Here is a 19,600-nt window from a genome sequence, read left to right as displayed (position 1 = left end):
CCATGCACATCCACATCCTCGGCATCTGCGGCACCTTCATGGGTGGCGTGGCCGCCCTGGCCCGAGAAGCGGGCCACCGCGTGACCGGCTGCGACGCCGGCGTCTACCCCCCGATGAGCGACCAGCTCCGTGCCCTGGGCATCGAGCTGATCGAGGGCTACACCGTTGACCAGCTCGAGCTGAAGCCCGATCTCTTCGTGATCGGCAACGTGGTGAGCCGCGGCAACCCGCTGATGGAGGCCATCCTCGACGCGGGCCTGCCCTACACCAGCGGCCCGCAGTGGTTGAGCGAAAACGTGCTGCAGGGCCGCCATGTGCTGGCCGTGGCTGGCACGCACGGCAAGACCACCACGACCTCCATGCTGGCCTGGATCCTGGAATTCGCCGGCCTGCAGCCGGGCTTCCTCGTGGGCGGCGTGCCCGAGAACTTCGGCGTGTCGGCCCGCCTGGGCGACACCACCGAGGCCTCGCGCCCCGCCAGCGGCCACCCCTTCGTGATCGAGGCCGACGAGTACGACACCGCCTTCTTCGACAAGCGCAGCAAGTTCGTGCACTACCGCCCGCGCACGGCCGTGCTCAACAACCTCGAATTCGACCACGCCGACATCTTTGCCGACCTGGCCGCCATCGAGACACAGTTCCACCATCTTGTGCGCACCGTGCCCGCCAGCGGCCGCCTGGTGGTCAACGCCCGCGAAGAGGCACTGCAGCGCGTGCTGAGCCGTGGCGCCTGGAGCGACGTGGCCCGCTTCGGCGTGCGCGGCGACACCCCGGGCTTCCGCGCCCGCGGCGAACCGCATGCCTTCGACGTGCTGAAAGCCGGTGTGCTCGCGGGCCGCGTGGAATGGCGCCTGCTGGGCGAACACAACCAGATGAACGCCCTGGCCGCCATCGCCGCGGCCGAACACGTGGGCGTGCTGCCGCAAAAGGCCTGCGAGGCCCTGAGCGAGTTCGCCAACGTCAAGCGCCGCCTGGAACACAAAGGCGAGGTCCGCGGCATCACCGTCTTCGACGACTTCGCCCACCATCCCACGGCCATCCGCACCACGGTCGACGGCCTGCGCCGCAAGGTGGGCCCAGGTGCCCGCATCCTGGCCGTGTTCGAGCCGCGCTCCAACACCATGAAGCTGGGCACCATGAAGGCCTTGCTGCCCTGGTCACTCGAAGAAGCCGATCTGGCCTTCTGCCACAGCGGTGGCCTGGGCTGGGACGCCCACGAGGCCCTGGCCGAAATGGGCGATCGGGCCGTGGTCGCCGACACCATCGACGCCCTGGTGGCCAAGGTGGTCCGCGCGGCCAAACCAGGTGATCAGATCCTGTGCATGAGCAACGGCGGCTTTGGTGGCGTGCACGACAAGCTGCTCCAGGCGCTGGGCTGAGGGGCGGGTCAGACTGCCACCTTGCCCACCTCGCCCAGGGCGCGCTCGATCAGCCCGCACAAGCGGGTGCACATCTGCTCTGGCCTCTCCAGCCCCAGGTAATTGGTGGCGCCATACACACGCTCCAGTTGCTTGGCATCGGCATCGCCTCCCACGCTGAGGCACACCACGGCCACGCCAGCCTCGCGCGCATCTTGAATGGCCTTGAGGGTGTCGTCGATGGCGTACTCGCCCTCGTACTGGTCGTCATAGGGATAACCATCGGAGATCAACAGCAGCAGCTTGTAGGGCGTGCCGCTGTGGACAGCAAGCATCGCCGTCGCATGGCGGATGGCCGCGCCGCAACGGGTGTAGCCCGCCACAGCCACCTGGCGCAGACGCTTGGCCAGCAGCGCGCCAAGAGGCTCATCAAAGGTCTTGACAGGCTGGAAGCGCACGAGGCTGCGGCCCCAGGAGTTGAAAGCGTGCAAGGCCACGCGGTCGCCCAAGAGTGACATTGACCGGCACAACAGCCAGGCGGCCTGCACATGGCGCTCGAACACCCGCTGCCCATCGGCCCCACGCTCCAGCGTGGAGCTGGATGCATCGATGAGGATCTGCACACCCAGATCGCGTCGGGTGCGCAGGTTGGCGGCATACACACGCTCATCGCCACAGTGGCCGCTTTGCAAATCCACTGCCAGGCGGATCATGCGATCGAGCACGAGGTCGTCGCCCTGAGGCTGGTCACGGTGGCGCTGGAAGCCCAGGCACAAGCTGGCCAGAGATCGTTGCAGAGCCCGCTCGCTCTGCCGGTGCAGGACATCGAGGTCAAACTGGGGCTCTTCCGCATGCGGGTCCACCTCTTCGACGCTCACCCAGTGCGGGCGATATCGCTGCGCCGCGCTGTCCCATTCGGGATAGGTGTGGGCGCCGGTTTCCTGAGCCACGAAGCTCCCGGGGATGGCGACCGCCATGCTGGAACGAATGGCCTGCGTGATGTCGCGAATGTGCTTGGACAGGCGCCCGCTCACCAATTCCGATGAGCCGTCCACACCCGAATCAGCAGCGTTCTTGTCAGGGGAGGACTTCATGTCCATCACCTCCTGCATGAACCGTGAGAAGAAGCTGTCGCGCCCGAATGGTGACGAGAAGATCTGCCAGAACCGGCTCTTGTGGAGCCGGTCTTCGTCGTCCTCGTGGTCGCCATCGGCATCGACGTCCTTCAACGCTGACTCCAACTGGCTCAACTTCTGTTCGGTGAGACGGGACTCGCTGCCCTGCAAGCCCTTGCGCACCATCCTCCAGGGCCGGAGCATGCCGAACCAAGGCGGGGGCGTGGGCAGCGCGGCTCGGCTGCGGGCAATGGCCAGGGATTCTGCCGCACTGCCAGGCTGTTGGCCGGTTCTGTAGGGCAGCAGCCGGGCGCACAGGTCACTGGGCAAGCGGTCCTGGATGAGGCGGCAGCAGCGCTCGACCTCCAGCACCAGATAGCGCTGAGTGAGATCAAGCCGACCGATCAGCGGACGCATCTGGCGGCTGTCGAGCGAATGGCCCGCCACGAGCGCGGCCTGCACCATCAGTTCGATTCGGCGATCAGCAATGTGCTCATGCTCATGCGCAGCAAGGTAGATGCGCTCACCATCAGACCAGCTACGCCCTCCGACTTGCTGCAGGTAGGTGATTGACACAGGCCGCCCCACCACCGCACCGGCGAGCAAGCGCATGGGGTGCGCATGCAGCGCATTTGCTGCCGTCCCGTTCTTCGCAGGGTCGATCGGCGTCGGCATCAACCGGGCAGGTAAGCGTTGATGATCTCGTTCAGCCCATGCGTGATCTCGGCATCGTCCGACAGAGGCAGCACCATTGCCGCGGTCGCGGCAGCGCGGGCGCTCAGCCCCTCTTGCATCAGCCGCGCTGTGCTGACCAGTGTGCGGGTGGACGACACTTCGGGCAGGCTGCTCGCATCGAGCTTGCGAATGGCATTGGCCAACGTTACCAGGTCGGCCGCCGCGCCTTCGCCGATGCCTGATTCCTGGCGCACGATCGCGATCTCTTTGGCCGCCACCGGGTAGTGCATCTCGATGGCCACCATGCGCTGGCGGGTGGACTGCTTGAGGTCCTTGAGCACGCTCTGGTAGCCAGGGTTGTACGACACCACCAGCATGAAGTTGTCGGGCGCGCGCATTGACTCGCCCAGACGCTCGATGTTGAGCTCGCGGCGGTGATCTGCCAGCGGATGCAGCACCACGGTGGTATCGGCGCGGGCTTCGACCACTTCATCGAGGTAGCAGATCGCGCCTTGGCGGACGGCCCGAGTCAGGGGGCCGTCGAACCACACCGTCTCGCCGCCTTGCAGCAGGTAGCGGCCGACCAGGTCGGCCGCGGTGATGTCTTCATGGCAGGCGATCGAAATCAGCGGGACACCCAGTTGATGCGCCATGTGCTCCACAAAGCGTGTCTTGCCGCAACCGGTGGGGCCTTTGAGCATCAAGGGCAGCTTCTGGCGGAAGGCGGCACGAAAGACCTCCACCTCATCGGCGCAGGGAAGGTAGTACGGGTGGATTTGGGTTGATGAGGTCATGCAAACAATGGTTCAGGAGCGCCACATCCTAGTCAGGACTTGACAATCGTACACTAGCACACCATCATCCACAACACCGTCATGATCGGTGCGTCAAAACACTGACGCCACGCACATGGCCGAATCGTTTCCACCCGGCGCTGCTTTCACAGGTTGGCGGGCACCCTTGCTGCAGGTGCTCGTCCGCGAGAGCCGCTCACTTTCACCCCGACATCAGAGCAAAAACAATGGCGATATCCACCTCTGGCCGCAAGGCCGCCACTCAGGTCGACATCAGCGGCAAGCAAGAAAGCGCACTGATCAAGACCTGGTTCTACATCGGCTGCGCCTTCCTCGCCTTCATCAGCTATGTGGTGTACCTGTGGGTCAGCGCCCCGGGCTTTGGCCCCACCAAATTGCCTGAGGGCATCGAGGTGCCGCTGCAGTTCAAGATCGGCGTGCATGCCGTCGAGATCGGCATGGGGCTCGTGTGGATGTACTTCATCGTCACGCAGATCGTCAAGCCGATCCGCCAGACGGGCCAGCCCAACACCCTGGGCCTGCTGGGCATCGCCTTCCTCGTGGCGATCTTCTGGGACCCGTCGATGAACTGGATCCAGCAGGGCTGTGTCTACAACGCCTATGCCTTCAACCTGGGCTTTCTGTCGAACCACATCCCCGGGTGGATGAGCCCGCGCTCCGAACTGTTGCCCGAGCCGCTGCTGGCCTGGGCAGGAGGCTACCCCGGCTTCCTGACCTGGATGGTGCTGGCAGGCCTGGCCACCATGCGCTTTGTGAAGGCCCGCTGGCCTGGCATTGCCAACGTGAAGCTCGCCGCTTTGGGCATCCTGGGTTCGATGGTGTGCGACATGGTCCTGGAGAGCCTGCTGATCCGCTTCTCGGGTATCTATGCCTACCCGGGCTCGATCCGCGCACTCAGCCTGTGGGGTGGCCACTGGTACCAGTTTCCGCTCTATGAAGCGCTGTTTTTCGGTGGCTGGGTGGGCTGCTGCAGCGTGCTGTTGTACTTCAAGGATGACAAGGGCCTGACCTGGGTGGAGCGTGGCGTCGAGAAGATCGATGTCTGCAAGCGCTCCAACTTCGCGAAGGCCGCCATGCGCACCATTGCCGTGATCGGCTTCTGCCAGGTGGTGGAACTGATCATTTACGTGCTGCCCATGCCGCTGATCACCGCCTATGCCGACCCCTTCCCGGAAGACCTGCCCGCTTTCTTCACTGTGGGCAGCGGCATGTGCGGCCCCGGCACCGGCCTGGCCTGCCCCCGCCCGGATCTGCCTATCCAGCGTCGCAACGACCTGCCCAAGTTCCAGCAGCCGCAAATCTCCCATGAGGAGGCCGTACAACGCCTTGGCACAGGCGTGATCAAACCCTGACACTTCCCGGCTTGCCCGAGCCAGCCTCAAGCTGGCGCTGACCTGTTCGTTCAGGCCATCATCAGCTCGGCCGTGAGCATGAGCCTTGCCGGGTTGGCGCCCAGGCGAGCCTGGGGCTCGAAGGTGTCCACCCGGTCGGTGATCAGCCCATCCAGGCCGCTCAGCCACAGCGTGGAGGCCCGCGACGCCTCGTTCACCGTGTAGCTGAGCACCTTCAGACCGGCCTCGTGGGCGCTGCGGATGCGTTCGGCGTCCAGCTCAAGGTGGTGCACCACCACCGCCAGGCAACCCAGGTCGATGGCCAGGCGCACGGCATCGGGCGCCCATCGCTCCAGCAGGAGGGCACGAGGCAAGGCCGGCTGGGTCTGCTGCACGGCACGCAGGGCCTCGACGCTGAAGGAGCTCATCAGGGGCTTCACGTGAGCCTGGGCCCACAGGCGCGCCACCTGCTCGGCCACGACGCGGCCGGTGCGCCACTCCTCGCCAGGGGTGGGCTTGAGCTCCAGGTTCACCATCAGGCCCAGGGCCTGCAACCAGCGCGAGAGGGCCTCCAGTCGCAACAAGGGCTCACCAGCGTAAGTTCGGCCATGCCAGCTGCCCGCATCCAGGCGAGAAAGCGCATCCCAGCTCTGCACGCCGGCCAGCCCCTGGCCATTGGTGGTTCGGTTCAAATCGGCGTCATGCAGCAGGAAGGGCTCGCCGTCTGCGCTGAGTTTCACATCGCACTCGAACATGGCAAAGCCGTGCTCGGCCCCCAAGCGGAAGGCCGCCATGGTGTTTTCCGGGGCCAACTTGCCGGCGCCACGGTGGGCGATCCAGCAAGGGTAGGGCCAGGGGCGTGCGGCTGGGGTGGATTGGCTCATGACTGCTTGAGGATTGGGGTGGACTGCGATGCCGCCCGGCCGAAACCGGGTGTCAACGGTGTTCAGGATAGCCATTCCACACCCGTTCAAAGCCCTTCACAAGGCGGGCTAGAGTGCCCATTTCCGGGGCATGGGCCGGCCTGCTGCGGTACCATTCCGCCTCAGGCGCGAAAACCCACCCTCCCCCGCTGTGCCTGGGTGCTCGAAAAGGCCCCAGGTGCGTTGATCTTTTCACAAATCTGGCCTCTTCGCGCTTGGCGCCTTCATGAACGCACCCACAGAGCTGACCCACGTGACCGCCCAGGCCGCTACCGCCGCCGACCACCACGGCGACGGCCAACCCCGCCTGCGCGAGATCCCCTACAACTACACCTCCTTCTCGGACCGCGAGATCGTCCAGCGCCTGCTGGGCCAGCGCGCCTGGGAAGTGCTGAGCCTGCTGCGCACCGAGCGCCAGACCGGCCGCTCCGCCCGCATGCTCTATGAAGTGCTGGGCGACATCTGGGTGGTGCAGCGCAACCCCTATCTGCAGGACGACCTGCTGGACAACCCCAAACGCCGTAGCCAGCTGATCGACGCCCTGCATCACCGCCTGGGTGAGGTCGACAAGCGCCGCACCCCCGGCGCCCAGGCCACCGATGCCAGCCGCGACAAGCTCGTGGCCGAATTGCTCGACGCCGCAGCCCAGGCCATCAACCGCTTTGCCCGCGCCTTCGAAGACATGGGCGCCCTGCGCGACCGCGCCCGCAAGGTGCTGGGCCACGTCACCAAGTCGGACAACATCAAGTTCGATGGCCTGAGCCGCGTTGCGCACGTGACCGACGCCACCGACTGGCGTGTCGAGTATCCCTTCGTCGTGCTGACGCCCGACACCGAAGAAGAGATGGCCGCCCTGGTCAAGGGCTGTGTCGAGCTCGGCCTGACCATCATCCCGCGCGGGGGTGGCACCGGCTACACCGGCGGCGCCGTGCCCCTGACATGGAAGAGCGCGGTGATCAACACCGAGAAGCTCGAGCAGATGACGGAAGTCGAGATGCTCACCCTGCCCGGCATGGATCACCCCGTGGCCACCATCTGGACGGGTGCGGGCGTCGTGACCCAGCGCGTGGCCGATGCGGCCGAACGCGGCGGCTATGTCTTCGCGGTCGACCCCACCTCGGCAGAAGCCTCCTGTGTGGGCGGCAACGTCGCCATGAACGCCGGTGGCAAGAAGGCCGTGCTCTGGGGCACCGCGCTCGACAACCTGGCTTCGTGGCGCATGGTCACGCCGCAGGCCGAGTGGCTGGAGGTGGTTCGCCTGAACCACAACATGGGCAAGATCCACGACGTGGAAACCGCCAGCTTCGAGCTGCGCTATTTCCAGGCCGATGGCAAGACGCCGATCCGCACCGAGCGACTGGACATCCCCGGCCGCATTTTCCGCAAGGAAGGCCTGGGCAAGGACGTCACCGACAAGTTCCTCGCCGGCCTGCCGGGCATCCAGAAGGAAGGCTGCGACGGCCTGATCACCAGCTGCCGCTGGGTCGTGCACCGCATGCCCAAGCACGTGCGCACGGTCTGCCTGGAGTTCTTCGGCAACCCGACCGAGTGCGTGCCCTCCATCGTCGACATCAAGGACTACATGTTCGCCGAGATGGCCCAGCCTGGCGGCGCCATCCTCGCCGGCCTGGAGCACCTGGACGACCGCTACCTGCGCGCCGTGGGCTACGCCACCAAGAGCAAGCGCAATGTGGGCGGCTCCGGCCTGCCCAAGATGGTGCTGATCGGCGACATCGTCGGTGACGACGAAGACCGCGTGGCCCGCGCCACCAGCGAAGTCATCCGCCTGGCCAATGGCCGCTCGGGCGAAGGCTTCGTGGCCGTGAGCGCCGATGCCCGCAAGAAATTCTGGGCCGACCGCAAGCGCACCGCCGCCATCGCACGCCATACCAACGCCTTCAAGGTCAACGAAGACGTGGTGATCCCGCTGCCCCGCATGGGCGAGTACACGCTGGGCATCGAGCGCATCAACATCGAACTGTCGATGCGCAACAAGCTGGCCCTGCTGGACGCCTTCGACGCCTTCTTCGCCGGTGGCAAGCTGCAGATCTCGGCGTTCATCGGCAAGGCCGACGACCCCAGCGAGCTGCCCAGCCCCGAGCAGATCGACGAGAAGGTGCAAGCCGCGCAGGCCCTGCTGTCCCAGGTGCGCGAGCGCTGGCAGTTCCTGCACGACCACATCGACACCCCGCTGGGCACCGTGAGCAGCCAGTTGGTGGCCCTGGGTTACGCGCAACACACCAACGGCACCTACACGCCCAACGCGGGCGACACCGTCTTCAACCTCATGCAGACCTGGGCGGTGCGCATGAGCTGGAAGAAGGAGATCCGTGACGAGCTGGCCAAGGTCTTCAACGGTGGCGCGCTCAGCCCCATCGTCGAAGAACTCAAGCGCATCCACAAACAGGTGCTGCGTGGCCGCGTGTGGGTGGCCCTGCACATGCATGCCGGCGACGGCAACGTGCACACCAACATCCCGGTCAACTCCGACAACTACGAGATGCTGCAAACGGCGCACGAAGCCGTGGCTCGCATCATGAAGCTGGCCCGTTCGCTGGATGGCGTCATTTCGGGCGAACACGGCATCGGCATCACCAAGCTGGAGTTCCTCTCCGACGAGGACATGGCCAGCTTCACCGCCTACAAGCAGAAGGTCGACCCCGAAGGCCGCTTCAACAAGGGCAAACTGCTGCGCGGCGCAGCCCTCAAGGCCCTGGGTGACGATGTGCACGCCGCCGACCTGACCGAGGCCTACACGCCTTCGTTCGGGCTGATGGGTCACGAATCGCTGATCATGCAGCAGAGCGACATCGGCGCCATCGCCGACTCGGTCAAGGACTGCCTGCGCTGCGGCAAGTGCAAGCCCGTGTGCGCCACCCATGTGCCGCGCGCCAACCTGCTCTACAGCCCGCGCAACAAGATCCTCGCGACCTCGCTGCTGGTCGAAGCCTTCCTCTACGAAGAGCAGACGCGCCGCGGTGTGTCGCTCAAGCACTGGGAAGAGTTCGAAGACGTGGCCGACCACTGCACGGTCTGCCACAAGTGCCTGACGCCCTGCCCGGTCAAGATCGACTTCGGCGATGTGTCGATGAACATGCGCAACCTGCTGACCAAGATGGGTCAGAAGACCTTCCGCCCGGCTGGCGCGGCGGGCATGCTCATGCTCAACACCAACAGCCCGCAGACCATCAAGATGGTCCGCAGCGCCCTGGTCGACGTGGCCATGCCGCTGCAGCGCGTGGCCAACGACGTGCTGAAGTTGGCCGCCCGCAAGCAGACCGGCGCGCCGCCGGCCTCGGTGGGCACGGCCTCGCTGAAAGAGCAGGTCATCCACTTCATCAACAAGAAGATGCCGGGCAACCTGCCCAAGAAGACGGCGCGTGCCCTGCTGGACATCGAGGACAAGGACTACGTCCCCATCATCCGTGACCCCAAGCAGACCACGGCCGACACCGAGGCGGTGTTCTACTTCCCCGGCTGTGGCTCGGAGCGCCTCTTCAGCCAGGTGGGCCTTGCCACCCAGGCCATGCTCTGGCATGCCGGTGTGCAGACCGTGTTGCCGCCGGGCTACCTGTGCTGTGGCTACCCGCAACGCGGTGCCGGGCAGTTCGACAAGGCCGAGAAGATGATCACCGACAACCGGGTGCTCTTCCACCGTGTGGCCAACACGCTCAACTACCTCGACATCAAGACCGTGGTGGTGAGCTGTGGCACCTGCTACGACCAGCTGCAGGGCTACCAGTTCGACAAGATCTTCCCCGGCTGCCGCATCATCGACATCCACGAGTACCTGCTTGAGAAGGGCATCACCCTGCAAGGCAAGGGCGCCTTCCTGTACCACGACCCCTGCCACACGCCCATGAAGCTGCAGGACCCGATGAAGACCGTCAAGGCCCTGGTGGGCGATGGCGTGATCAAGTCGGAACGCTGCTGCGGTGAATCGGGCACGCTGGCCGTGAACCGCCCCGACATCTCCACCCAGGTGCGCTTCCGCAAGGAGGAAGAGATCCTCAAGGGCGAGAAGGCGCTGCGCGAGCAGGGCCTGATCGGCGAGAAGGAAAACGTCAAGGTGCTGACCTCCTGCCCGGCTTGCCTGCAGGGCCTAAGCCGCTATGGCGAGGACACGGCCAACGGCCTGCTGGAAGCCGACTACATCGTGGTCGAGATGGCCAGGCAGATCCTGGGCGAGAACTGGATGCCGGAGTACGTGGCCCGCGCCAACAACGGCGGCATCGAACGCGTGCTGGTGTAAACACATGGGCCAACTCGACACCTCCCGCCGTCCGAGCTGCGAACTGTGCGAGCGCGATGGGGGCATCCTCGTCGTGCGCACGGCGCAGCTGCGCGTGATCCGGGCCGAAGACGCCGAGCACCCGGCCTTCTACCGTGTGATCTGGAACGACCACGTGGCCGAATGGACCGACCTCGTGCCCGCCGACCGCAGCCTGCTGATGCAGACCGTGGCCAAGGTGGAAACCGTGCTGCGTGAAGCCCTTCACCCCACCAAGGTCAACCTGGCCAGCCTGGGCAATGTGGTGCCCCACCTGCACTGGCATGTGATCGCCCGCTTCGACTGGGATGGCCGCTGGCCGGCCCCGGTGTGGGCGCCGCTGAACCACAGCGTGCCCGACGCCACCGAGCGCCTGGCCATGCCGCTGGACGTGCTCGACGCCCAGGTCGCCCGCGCCGTGCTGGCGCTGGGCCACACGCTGAACTGAGGGCGCTCAGGCCAGGCGGAAGCGTCCCACCACGTCGGAGAGGCTGCGCGCCTGCATCTTGAGGCTCTCGGCCGCAGCGGCCGACTCCTCCACCAGCGCAGCGTTCTGCTGCGTCATCTGGTCGAGCTGGGTCACGGCACCGTTGACCTGGCCAATGCCTTGCGACTCCTGCTCGGCCGCTTCGGTGATCTCGCTGATGATCTGGGTCACGCGCTCCACGCCAGCCACGATGTCCTGCATGGTCGCGCCAGCGTCCTGAACCAGGCGCGTGCCCACTTCGACCCGCTCACTGGATGAGCCGATCAGGGTCTTGATCTCTCGGGCCGCGTCGGCACTGCGCTTGGCCAGCGAGCGCACCTCGCCCGCCACCACCGCAAAGCCCTTGCCCTGCTCGCCGGCGCGAGCGGCTTCAACCGCGGCATTGAGTGCCAGGATGTTGGTCTGAAACGCGATGCCGTCGATGACGCTGATGATCTCGTTGATCTTGCGAGAAGCGGTGTCGATTTCGGCCATGCTGGCCACAACCTGCTGCATCACCTCACCGCCCTTGCGGGCCGCATCGGTGGCGCTTTGGGCCAACGTGTCGGCAGACCGAGCGGCCTCGGCGGTGTGGCGCACGGTGCCGGTCAACTGCTCCATGGACGAGGCCGTGGCCTGCAGGCTGGACGCCGTGTCTTCGGTGCGGCGACTCAGGTCGGTGTTGCCGGCCGCGATCTCGCTGGAGGCCTGCCCGATCGACAAGGCCGCAATCTGCACGACGTTGATGGACGCCGCCAGCTCGGTCACCATGCGGGACAGGGCCGATTGCAGTTGACCCAGTTCATCGTCGCGCTCCACGCGCACCACACGGTCGAAGTGGCCTTGTGCCACGGCATCGGCGGCATCGGCAGCCGACTTCACGTCGCGCACGATGCGCCCTTGCATGTACCACGCGAAAGCGAAGGCCAGCCCCCCTGAGAGCAAGCCCAGCGACGCAATCAGCACCTGACGCCAAGACAGGCTTTGCTTGAGCGCTGCGATGTCAGCCTGGGCGTGGGACTTCACGAGATCCGCCAGCTTGTCGAGCTGGGTGGCCAGGACCTTGTGTTCACCATCGGCTGTCTGCAGGGCGGCCACGCCGGTGTTGGGATCGACGGTGGCGAGGTCGATCGCGGTGTCCGCGCTCTTGACGAACTTCTGCAGCGCGCCTGCGAAGGCCTGCGCCACATCGGACTGGGCGTCCTGCGCGGAGAGCGCCGAGTTCAGGGTCTGGCTCACCTCTTTGGAAACCCCCACCAGCGCCTCACGCCGGGCCTGGACCTCTGACTCACCGAGCGAGCCGATGACCGCGATCGTGCGGTAGAGCGTCACGTGGGCGTCGGTCAGCTTCTGCTGCGCCAGGGTGATGGCCTCACGCTGCCGGGCGTCAGACTCGAAGGTCGCGCGGGACTTGTCTTCGTAGTCGCGGATGACGACCAGGAAGCCCACCAGACAGCACAGCAAGACCAGACAGGCGACCGCAGGCGCGGCCATCAAGGTGGTACGCAACTTCATGAATTCCCCTTGTCGTCAAGGCCTGTCGCGCATAGGTCGCGCCCAGGCTGACTCAGCCTGTCATTTGTAGATGCCGCCGCACACGACCGTGTCGTTGAGCTTTTCGCAGTACATGCTCTTGGGCTCGATCTTCTTGTTCTCGGGATTGGTGAATTTGTAGTCCTGCCAGAAGCTGTTTTGCTTCTGGGCCATCTCGACGCGCTCTTTGACAAAAGGCTTGCCGTCGATGTCCTTCAGGTCGATCAGGTTGCGACCGATCATCTTGGGATTGGCACCATGGGCCTTGACGGTGCCGTCCAGGCCATAAACGACCAGGTAGAGGTCCTGCTCGTGGAAAGCGGTGTTGGCCTTGTCGCTGATCTCGGCATAAGCCTTGTCGGCCGGGCCGGCCTTGACCAGGGCCACGCCCTTCTTGACCATGGCCACGGCCTGTTCCTTGGTGGCCCCTCCGTCAGCGGCGTGCGCGGATGCGGCCAACATCAGGCCAAGGCCGAGGGCTTGCGCCATCCGGATCAGGGTGCATGGGCGTGTCGTCATGGTGTGCTCCGTGTGCAGAAAAAGGCTCAGTCGATCAGACCCATGTCCTGGCTCATCAACATGCTTTCGATGTCGAGCAGGATGACCATGCGCTCACCCACCTGGGCCAGGCCGCGGATGTAGGTGGCGTCGATGGCCGAGTTCATCTCGGGCGCGGGGCGCACGGCCTCGGCCGGGATCTCCATCACGTCGCTCACCGAGTCCACCACGGTGCCAATGGTGCGTTGCCCGATGTGCAGCACGATGGACACGGTGAAGGCGTTGTACTCGGCCGAGCTGCAACCAAAGCGCAGGCGCAGGTCCACGATGGGGACGATGGTGCCGCGCAGGTTCACCACCCCCTTGAGGAAGTGCGGTGCATTGGCGATGCGGGTCGGGTTCTCGTAGCCCCGGATCTCCTGCACCTTGAGGATGTCGATGCCGTATTCCTCGTCACCGAGGCGGAAGGTGAGGTACTCACGTGCCAGTTCGGTCTGCACGTCCAGCTTTTCCATCATGCCCATGGCTTGATCTCCTTCAATCTGCGTTGATCAGTGGCGCGAGCGGCGCACGAGGCTGCCCACGTCCAGGATCAGTGCCACCCGGCCGTCACCCATGATGGTGGCGCCGGACACATCGTTGACCTTGCGGTAGTTGGATTCGAGGTTCTTGACCACCACCTGTTGCTGGCCGAGCAGCTCGTCCACCAGCAGGGCCACACGGCCGCTTTCGGCTTCCACCACGACCATGATCCCGCTGTTGTGCTCCCAGTCGAAACGGGGCACCTGGAAGACCTTCTCCAGCTCGATCACCGGCATGTACTCCTCTCGGACTTCGACCACGCGGCCCGAGCCCCCAATGGTCTTGACCATGTCGTTGCTGACCTGGAAGGACTCGACCACCGAAGACAGCGGCAGGATGTAGACCTCTTCGCCCACACCCACGCTCATGCCATCCATGATGGCCAGCGTGAGCGGCAGGCGCACCGCAACGCGCATGCCGTAGCCCTCGGCCGAGTCGATCTCGACCGTGCCACCCAGCGAGGTGATGTTCTTCTTCACCACGTCCATGCCCACGCCACGGCCCGAGACGTCGGTCACCTCGTCGGCGGTCGAGAATCCCGGGGCGAAGATGAGGTTCCAGACCTCGGCATCGGTCAGCGAATCCGGGGCGTCGATGCCCTTCTCGCGGGCCTTCTTGAGCAGCTTCTCGCGCGACAGGCCGCGGCCGTCATCGCGCACTTCGATGACGATGGAGCCGCCCTGGTGCGAGGCCGCCAGGGTGATGGTGCCCACTTCAGGCTTGCCCTTGGCCAGGCGGTCGGCCGGCATCTCGACACCGTGGTCGCAGGAGTTGCGCACCAGGTGGGTCAGCGGGTCGGTGATCTTCTCGACCAGACCCTTGTCCAGTTCGGTGGCTTCACCCTGGGTGACCAGCTCGACCTTCTTGCCCAGCTTGTTGGCCAGGTCGCGCAGCATGCGCGGGAAGCGGCTGAACACGGTCGACATCGGAATCATCCGGATCGACATCACGGCCTCTTGCAGGTCGCGGGTGTTGCGGTCCAGGTCGGTCAGGCCAGTGACCAGTTGCTGGTAGACCACAGGGTCCAGGCCACGGCTATTCTGGGCCAGCATGGCTTGCGTGATCACGAGTTCGCCCACCAGGTTGATGAGCTGGTCGACCTTCTCGACCGAGACGCGGATGGTCGAGGCCTCGAGCGCTGCAGCAGGCTTGTCGGACTTCGCGGCCGGTGCGGCGGGCTTGGCGGCCACAGGCTTGGGCGCGGCATCGGCCACAGGGTGGGCGGCCACGGGGGCCTGCTCCGGGGCGCCAGGCGCGTTGTCGAAGAAGCCGTAGCCCTTCTCGGTCGGGGCCTCGGCGGCGGCAGGCGCCGGCACAGCCGGTGCGTCGACCTCATTGAAGAAGCCATAGCCAGGGTCGGCAGCGGGCTTGGCCGCAACCGGTGCCGCGTCGCCAAAGGCCACGAAGCTCACGGCCTCGCGGGCCACATGGAAGGTGAAGAGGTCCAGCAGCTCGGACTCGGCCGTGGCGGTGCTGACCTTGAAGCGGCGCACGCCGTCCAGCTTGGCATCGGCAGGCAGAGGCTCGATCGTGCCCAGGTCGGTGATTTCCTTGAACAGCTCCACCAGGTTCTCTGCCTGAGCGGCGTCACCGCTCACCCGCAGTTCGACCGTGCGCTGGCCCGTGGTGGGCGCGGCACCGCCGGACGCCGCAGGTGCCACAGCGGGTGCGGCCACGGGCGCCGGAGCCGGAGCGGCCTTGACCGAGGCCACCGGGGCAACCGGCGCTTCGCCCGCCACCATCGCACGGATGTTGAACAGCAGCTCGGTGGTGTCGATCTCGCCACCGCCAGCGCCCTGATGGCGCGCCAGCATGGCCTTGAGCGCGTCGCCCGATTGCAGCAGCACATCCACCATGGGGGCCGTGGGGGTCAGCTCATGGCGGCGCAGCTTGTCCAGCAGCGTCTCCATCTGGTGGGTCAGTTCGGCCACGTCACCAAAGCCGAAGGTGGCTGCACCGCCCTTGATGGAGTGCGCACAACGGAAGATGGCGTTGAGCTCTTCGTCGTCGGCCGCCTCGATGTCCAGCTCCAGAAGGAGCTGTTCCATGTTTTCGAGGTTCTCACCGGCTTCTTCGAAGAACACCTGGTAGAACTGGCTCAGGTCAATGCCTGCCGAAGAAGAGCTGTGGTCCGTGCTGGTCTCTGCCATGTCTGGCTCCTGAAAATCGTCTTGGGGTCAGCGCCTGCTAGCCTGAATCTGAATCAGCGGATCACCTTCTGGATGACCTCGATGAGCTTGTTCGGATCGAAGGGCTTGACCAGCCAGCCCGTGGCCCCGGCCGCACGGCCGGCCTGTTTCATCTGGTCGCTGGACTCGGTGGTCAGGATCAGGATGGGGGTGCTCTTGAACTGCGGGTTCTCACGCAGCTTCTTGGTCAGGCTGATGCCGTCCATGCGGGGCATGTTCTGGTCGGTCAGCACCAGGTCGAAGCTGCGACCACCGGCTTTCTCGAAGGCATCCTGGCCATCAACGGCCTCGACGACGTTGTAGCCAGCGCTCTTGAGCGTGAAGGAAACCATTTGACGCATGGATGCTGAATCGTCGACGGCAAGGATCGAATGCATGTCGCTCTCCGGTCTTGAATGAACTGGGCTTGTTAGGCAGGCTGGGTGAAATGACCCGTCAGGCTTTGACGGTATTTCGGCTGATGGGACGCAATCTTTAGAACAACTCGACGGACCCGGCGTCCATTTCGTCCTGGGTCACCGGGTTGGGCTTGAGCGGTCCGTCTTCCACGATGGCTGCGCCATCCGGATCGTCGTCGCCCAGGGCGTCACGGGCGATCTGGTCGGCACAGTTGCGCAGACGCTTGTTCGTGTGGGCGATCAGCTGGGTGGCCATGTCCTGGAACTGCAGGGCCGTGACCGCCTTGTAGAGCGTCTGCCGCACCTCTTCGAGGTGGGGTGTGATCTCGTGGCCGAGGTCGATGACCTCTCCCAGCTGCCCGGCCGTGCCGTGGAAGCCGTCCATCAGGACCACGCAGGCGTCGTCCAGCAAACGCTGCAGGCGCTCCAGGTCATTGGTCGCCGTCATCAGGTGGTCCTGCAGTTCGGCGGCCAGCAGCAAGGCCATGGGCGATGCGGCTGGCGGGTTATCGACGGGATCGTCGTGGCTCATCTTGGCTCCACTCAACCAGATTGACTCAAAGCCACCCATGAAACCGGGTGGCACGGCGCGGTCAAACCAGGTTCGATCCGCTAACCCGTGTGCTTTCGGCAGGAACTGCGTCGGGCTTGATGGGTTGTTAGAATTTTTCGCATTTCCGAGTGCCAAGTCTTCACAATGACGAGGCATTACTTGGCGTAAATCGAAGGATCAAAGGCGAACCGTGTCAGATTTGTCGACCCAACCCAGCGCCGATGACCTTGCGCCCCCCCTGCCCTCCGAGGCCCCGACCGGCGCCGACGCCGACAACCTGGCCCCGCTGCGGCTCAAGGTGTTGCACCTCGAAGACAACGAGGAAGACCACGCCCTCGTCGCCATCCACCTGCTGCGCGGCGGCATCAACGCCGACATCCAGCGCATCGACACCGAGACCGCCCTGGTCGACGCGCTCGACGAAGAGTGGGACCTGATCCTCTCGGACTACAACCTGCCTGGCTACTCCGGCCTGGCCGCGCTCGACAAGATCCGTGCCATGGGCAAGCTGGTGCCCTTCATCCTCGTCTCAGGCGAGATCGGCGAAGACATCGCCGTGCAGGCCATGCGCAATGGCGCCAACGATTACCTGCTCAAGAGCAACCTTGCCCGCCTGGCACCGGCCGCGCTGCTGGCCATCGAGGCCAACCGCATCCGCATTGCGAAACAGCGTGCCGACCTGGCCCTGAGCCGCTCGCGCCAGCAGTTGCGCGAACTGGCCCAGCACCTGCAGACCAGCATCGAGCAGGAGCGTGCCGCCATCGCCCGCGAGATCCACGACGACGTGGGCGGCGCCCTCACCGCCATCAAGTTCGACCTCGCCTGGATCGCCCGCCACGCCGAGACCCCGCAGATCGCCGACCGTGTGCAACAGGCCCTGGAGGCCGTGAACCTGGCCCACGAGGCCAGCCAGCGCATCATGCACAACCTGCGGCCCGCCATCCTGGAACAAGGCCTGGTGCCCGCCCTGCAGTGGATGACCGACCGCTTCAGCAAGCGCACCGGCATCGGCGCACGCTTTCGCACCAGCCACGAAAAGCTGCAGTTGCCGGCAGGCGTGCCCCTGGTTGCCTACCGCTTTGCCCAGGAGGCGCTCACCAATGTCTCCAAACACGCACAGGCCACGGCCGTCAGCGTCGACGTGACGCAGGCCGGCGGCGTGCTCTCCATCGAAGTGACCGACAATGGCCGCGGGCTCAATGCCGATGACCTGGCCAAGGCCCGCTCCTTCGGCATCCGCGGTCTGCACGAGCGCGCCGAGACCGTGGGCGGCTGGGTCGACATCAGCAGCAACCCGGAAGGCACGACCCTGATCCTCTCGGTACCCTTGTCGGGCCCCGAGAACGGCTTCATCGATCAACTGTTCACCGACCTGGATGCCGAGCCCGCATCCGGAGACACGGACCCGGACGACCCCACGGTATGGGGCTGAGCACATGATCAAAGTCATCCTCTGCGACGACCACGCGCTGATCCGGCGCGGCATCCGCGACACCCTGGCCGACGCCGACGACATCGACGTGGTGGGCGAAGCCGCCGATTACGGCGAGCTGCGCGGCCTGCTGCGCGACACCTCCTGCGACGTGCTGGTGCTCGACATCAACCTGCCCGGCCGCAGCGGCCTGGACGTGCTGCATGTGCTCAAGGAAGAAGGCAGCACGCTCAAGGTGCTGGTGGTTTCGATGTACCCCGAAGACCAGTACGCCATGCGGGCCCTCAAGGCCGGTGCCTCGGGCTATCTGAACAAGGGCAGCGATGCCGCCCAGATCGTGGCCGCCGTGCGCACCGTGGCCCAGGGCAAGAAGTACGTCACGCCCGAGATGGCGCAAATGCTGGTGGACAACCTCACCACGCCCGCCCAGGAAGACCTGCACCAGAAGCTCTCGGACCGGGAACTGCAGACCCTGGTCATGATCGCCTCGGGCAAGCGCCTCTCCGACATCGCCGAGCAATTGCTGCTCAGCCCCAAGACGGTCAGCGTCTACCGAGCCCGGGTGCTGGAAAAGCTGGCGCTCACCAACAACTCCGAGCTCACGGTCTACGCCATCCGCAACGGTCTGGTCTGATCGGGCTCAGGCCCTGCAAAGACCGGGCGCCCTGAAATTCAGAAGCGCAAACCCAGTTTGACCTGGTAGCTGGTGTCTTCGCCCGTCTTGTCGACCTCGGCCGCCACATTGAGCAGCAGGAGATTGAGGTTGGCCCCGGCAAACACGCGAGGCTGGTAGTAGGAGGCCTTGGACCAGGTGCCATCGCTGGTGGTGGCGGTCGACTGCACCACCCCCACGCCCGCATAAGGCGTGACCATCGCAATGCCCTTGGAGACCGACAGGTCCACCCCGCGGCTGCGCAGGCTCATGCGCCCCAACCCGCTGGCCTGGGTGTAGAAGCCGCGCACGGCCACCGCCGGCATCAGCAGGCCGCCCGAGACGAAGGCCCACTTCAGCTCGCCGCTGCTGGCCCGCACCGACGTGCCGGGGATCGCGCTGTAGCCCACCCCCACATCGAAGCCAAAGGGCAGGCCCTTGGCCGCGCGCACGCCCACCACGGGCAGATTGCCTGGGACCCGCGTGGTGCCGGCGGCCCGCTCCAGCACGGCCACGCTGCTGAGCTGGGTGACGCTGGTGGTCACGCCCAGGTCAAATCCCAGCAGGCCCAAACCGGCCGCGGGGGCCATGGGTTTGAGCGCCAGGGCGGCACTGAGGTCCTTGGCCAGCAGCTCGAAATTGCCCTGGGAGCCGAGTGCCTCCAGGCTGTTGAATTGATAGGCCTGCGCCTGGGGTGCCATGACACCTCCCAGGGCCAGCAAAGCAACGGCCAAGCCCAGACGGTGGCGACGGATCAGGGGCTTTGACACCATGGTGTCGCGTGAGGAGAAACGGGCGTCTTGCATGACG

16 protein-coding genes are annotated in these 19,600 nt (G+C 65.5%); 6 read left to right on the top strand and 10 right to left on the bottom strand.

Annotated elements, in window-relative coordinates; translation table 11 throughout:
- Positions 1–2 precede the first annotated feature (2 nt).
- On the top strand, positions 3–1,379 hold the full coding sequence (gene mpl, locus QZ994_RS02420; RefSeq protein WP_290867685.1) for a UDP-N-acetylmuramate:L-alanyl-gamma-D-glutamyl-meso-diaminopimelate ligase: 1,377 nt from the start codon (positions 3–5) through the stop codon (positions 1,377–1,379).
- 8 nt (positions 1,380–1,387) lie between these two features.
- On the opposite strand, the gene QZ994_RS02415 is transcribed toward mpl, so the two are convergent.
- Both QZ994_RS02415 and QZ994_RS02410 read right to left on the bottom strand, forming a co-directional pair.
- The gene (locus QZ994_RS02415; RefSeq protein WP_290867683.1) at positions 1,388–3,085 is read right to left on the bottom strand and encodes a VWA domain-containing protein; all 1,698 of its coding nucleotides are present in this window, start codon (positions 3,083–3,085) and stop codon (positions 1,388–1,390) included.
- A 62-nt stretch (positions 3,086–3,147) separates the two neighbouring features.
- Complete coding sequence (locus tag QZ994_RS02410; RefSeq protein WP_290867680.1) at positions 3,148–3,942, bottom strand: CbbQ/NirQ/NorQ/GpvN family protein; 795 nt, start codon at positions 3,940–3,942, stop codon at positions 3,148–3,150.
- Between the two features lie 227 nt (positions 3,943–4,169).
- Here QZ994_RS02410 and QZ994_RS02405 point away from each other — a divergent pair, with 227 nt between their 5' ends.
- A complete protein-coding gene (locus QZ994_RS02405) occupies positions 4,170–5,315 on the top strand; it encodes a spirocyclase AveC family protein (protein ID WP_290867678.1) in 1,146 nt (381 codons plus the stop codon).
- Between the two features lie 50 nt (positions 5,316–5,365).
- Here the strand turns inward: QZ994_RS02405 and ugpQ are convergent, their stop codons facing one another.
- Positions 5,366–6,178, bottom strand: coding sequence for a glycerophosphodiester phosphodiesterase (ugpQ, locus tag QZ994_RS02400; protein WP_290867676.1), 813 nt, complete (start codon positions 6,176–6,178; stop codon positions 5,366–5,368).
- A 265-nt stretch (positions 6,179–6,443) separates the two neighbouring features.
- Between ugpQ and QZ994_RS02395 the strand changes: the two genes are divergently transcribed.
- Both QZ994_RS02395 and QZ994_RS02390 read left to right on the top strand, forming a co-directional pair.
- Positions 6,444–10,469, top strand: a complete 4,026-nt coding sequence (locus tag QZ994_RS02395) for an FAD/FMN-binding oxidoreductase (protein ID WP_290867674.1) — start codon at positions 6,444–6,446, stop codon at positions 10,467–10,469.
- A gap of 4 nt (positions 10,470–10,473) precedes the next feature.
- A complete protein-coding gene (locus QZ994_RS02390) occupies positions 10,474–10,935 on the top strand; it encodes an HIT family protein (protein WP_290867672.1) in 462 nt (153 codons plus the stop codon).
- A gap of 6 nt (positions 10,936–10,941) precedes the next feature.
- Here QZ994_RS02390 and QZ994_RS02385 read toward each other — a convergent pair whose 3' ends face one another.
- The 6 genes from QZ994_RS02385 to QZ994_RS02360 all read right to left on the bottom strand — a co-directional run bounded on the left by QZ994_RS02385 (position 10,942) and on the right by QZ994_RS02360 (position 16,685).
- The gene (locus QZ994_RS02385; protein ID WP_290867670.1) at positions 10,942–12,468 is read right to left on the bottom strand and encodes a methyl-accepting chemotaxis protein; all 1,527 of its coding nucleotides are present in this window, start codon (positions 12,466–12,468) and stop codon (positions 10,942–10,944) included.
- 60 nt (positions 12,469–12,528) lie between these two features.
- A complete protein-coding gene (locus QZ994_RS02380; protein ID WP_290867668.1) occupies positions 12,529–13,005 on the bottom strand; it encodes a cache domain-containing protein in 477 nt (158 codons plus the stop codon).
- 26 nt (positions 13,006–13,031) lie between these two features.
- On the bottom strand, positions 13,032–13,508 hold the full coding sequence (locus tag QZ994_RS02375; protein ID WP_290867666.1) for a chemotaxis protein CheW: 477 nt from the start codon (positions 13,506–13,508) through the stop codon (positions 13,032–13,034).
- 27 nt (positions 13,509–13,535) lie between these two features.
- The gene (locus QZ994_RS02370) at positions 13,536–15,716 is read right to left on the bottom strand and encodes a chemotaxis protein CheW (protein WP_290867664.1); all 2,181 of its coding nucleotides are present in this window, start codon (positions 15,714–15,716) and stop codon (positions 13,536–13,538) included.
- Between the two features lie 53 nt (positions 15,717–15,769).
- The gene (locus QZ994_RS02365) at positions 15,770–16,132 is read right to left on the bottom strand and encodes a response regulator (protein ID WP_290867662.1); all 363 of its coding nucleotides are present in this window, start codon (positions 16,130–16,132) and stop codon (positions 15,770–15,772) included.
- A 97-nt stretch (positions 16,133–16,229) separates the two neighbouring features.
- Entirely contained in the window at positions 16,230–16,685 is a 456-nt protein-coding gene (locus tag QZ994_RS02360; protein WP_290867660.1) for a hypothetical protein, read from the bottom strand.
- Positions 16,686–16,983: 298 nt separating this feature from the next.
- On the opposite strand from QZ994_RS02360, the gene QZ994_RS02355 reads away from it, so the two are divergent.
- The gene (locus tag QZ994_RS02355; RefSeq protein WP_290867708.1) at positions 16,984–18,138 is read left to right on the top strand and encodes a response regulator; all 1,155 of its coding nucleotides are present in this window, start codon (positions 16,984–16,986) and stop codon (positions 18,136–18,138) included.
- Positions 18,139–18,142: 4 nt separating this feature from the next.
- Complete coding sequence (locus QZ994_RS02350) at positions 18,143–18,772, top strand: response regulator transcription factor (protein ID WP_290867658.1); 630 nt, start codon at positions 18,143–18,145, stop codon at positions 18,770–18,772.
- A gap of 38 nt (positions 18,773–18,810) precedes the next feature.
- On the opposite strand, the gene QZ994_RS02345 is transcribed toward QZ994_RS02350, so the two are convergent.
- Positions 18,811–19,596: a hypothetical protein gene (locus QZ994_RS02345; RefSeq protein WP_290867655.1), complete on the bottom strand. Its 786-nt coding sequence runs from the start codon at positions 19,594–19,596 to the stop codon at positions 18,811–18,813.
- Between the last annotated feature and the right edge of the window lie 4 nt (positions 19,597–19,600).

This window comes from Aquabacterium sp., assembly GCF_021768455.1.
Lineage (GTDB): Bacteria > Pseudomonadota > Gammaproteobacteria > Burkholderiales > Burkholderiaceae_C > Aquabacterium.
This window is presented reverse-complemented; position numbering and strand designations above follow the sequence as displayed.

Bases quoted from the DNA above. Each gene is read 5' to 3' on its own strand.
- mpl (WP_290867685.1), top strand. From the start codon at position 3: ATGCACATCCACATCCTCGGCATCTGCGGCACCTTCATGGGTGGCGTG.
- QZ994_RS02415 (WP_290867683.1), bottom strand. From the start codon at position 3,085: ATGCGCTTGCTCGCCGGTGCGGTGGTGGGGCGGCCTGTGTCAATCACC.
- QZ994_RS02410 (WP_290867680.1), bottom strand. From the start codon at position 3,942: ATGACCTCATCAACCCAAATCCACCCGTACTACCTTCCCTGCGCCGAT.
- QZ994_RS02405 (WP_290867678.1), top strand. From the start codon at position 4,170: ATGGCGATATCCACCTCTGGCCGCAAGGCCGCCACTCAGGTCGACATC.
- ugpQ (WP_290867676.1), bottom strand. From the start codon at position 6,178: ATGAGCCAATCCACCCCAGCCGCACGCCCCTGGCCCTACCCTTGCTGG.
- QZ994_RS02395 (WP_290867674.1), top strand. From the start codon at position 6,444: ATGAACGCACCCACAGAGCTGACCCACGTGACCGCCCAGGCCGCTACC.
- QZ994_RS02390 (WP_290867672.1), top strand. From the start codon at position 10,474: ATGGGCCAACTCGACACCTCCCGCCGTCCGAGCTGCGAACTGTGCGAG.
- QZ994_RS02385 (WP_290867670.1), bottom strand. From the start codon at position 12,468: ATGAAGTTGCGTACCACCTTGATGGCCGCGCCTGCGGTCGCCTGTCTG.
- QZ994_RS02380 (WP_290867668.1), bottom strand. From the start codon at position 13,005: ATGACGACACGCCCATGCACCCTGATCCGGATGGCGCAAGCCCTCGGC.
- QZ994_RS02375 (WP_290867666.1), bottom strand. From the start codon at position 13,508: ATGGGCATGATGGAAAAGCTGGACGTGCAGACCGAACTGGCACGTGAG.
- QZ994_RS02370 (WP_290867664.1), bottom strand. From the start codon at position 15,716: ATGGCAGAGACCAGCACGGACCACAGCTCTTCTTCGGCAGGCATTGAC.
- QZ994_RS02365 (WP_290867662.1), bottom strand. From the start codon at position 16,132: ATGCATTCGATCCTTGCCGTCGACGATTCAGCATCCATGCGTCAAATG.
- QZ994_RS02360 (WP_290867660.1), bottom strand. From the start codon at position 16,685: ATGAGCCACGACGATCCCGTCGATAACCCGCCAGCCGCATCGCCCATG.
- QZ994_RS02350 (WP_290867658.1), top strand. From the start codon at position 18,143: ATGATCAAAGTCATCCTCTGCGACGACCACGCGCTGATCCGGCGCGGC.
- QZ994_RS02345 (WP_290867655.1), bottom strand. From the start codon at position 19,596: ATGCAAGACGCCCGTTTCTCCTCACGCGACACCATGGTGTCAAAGCCC.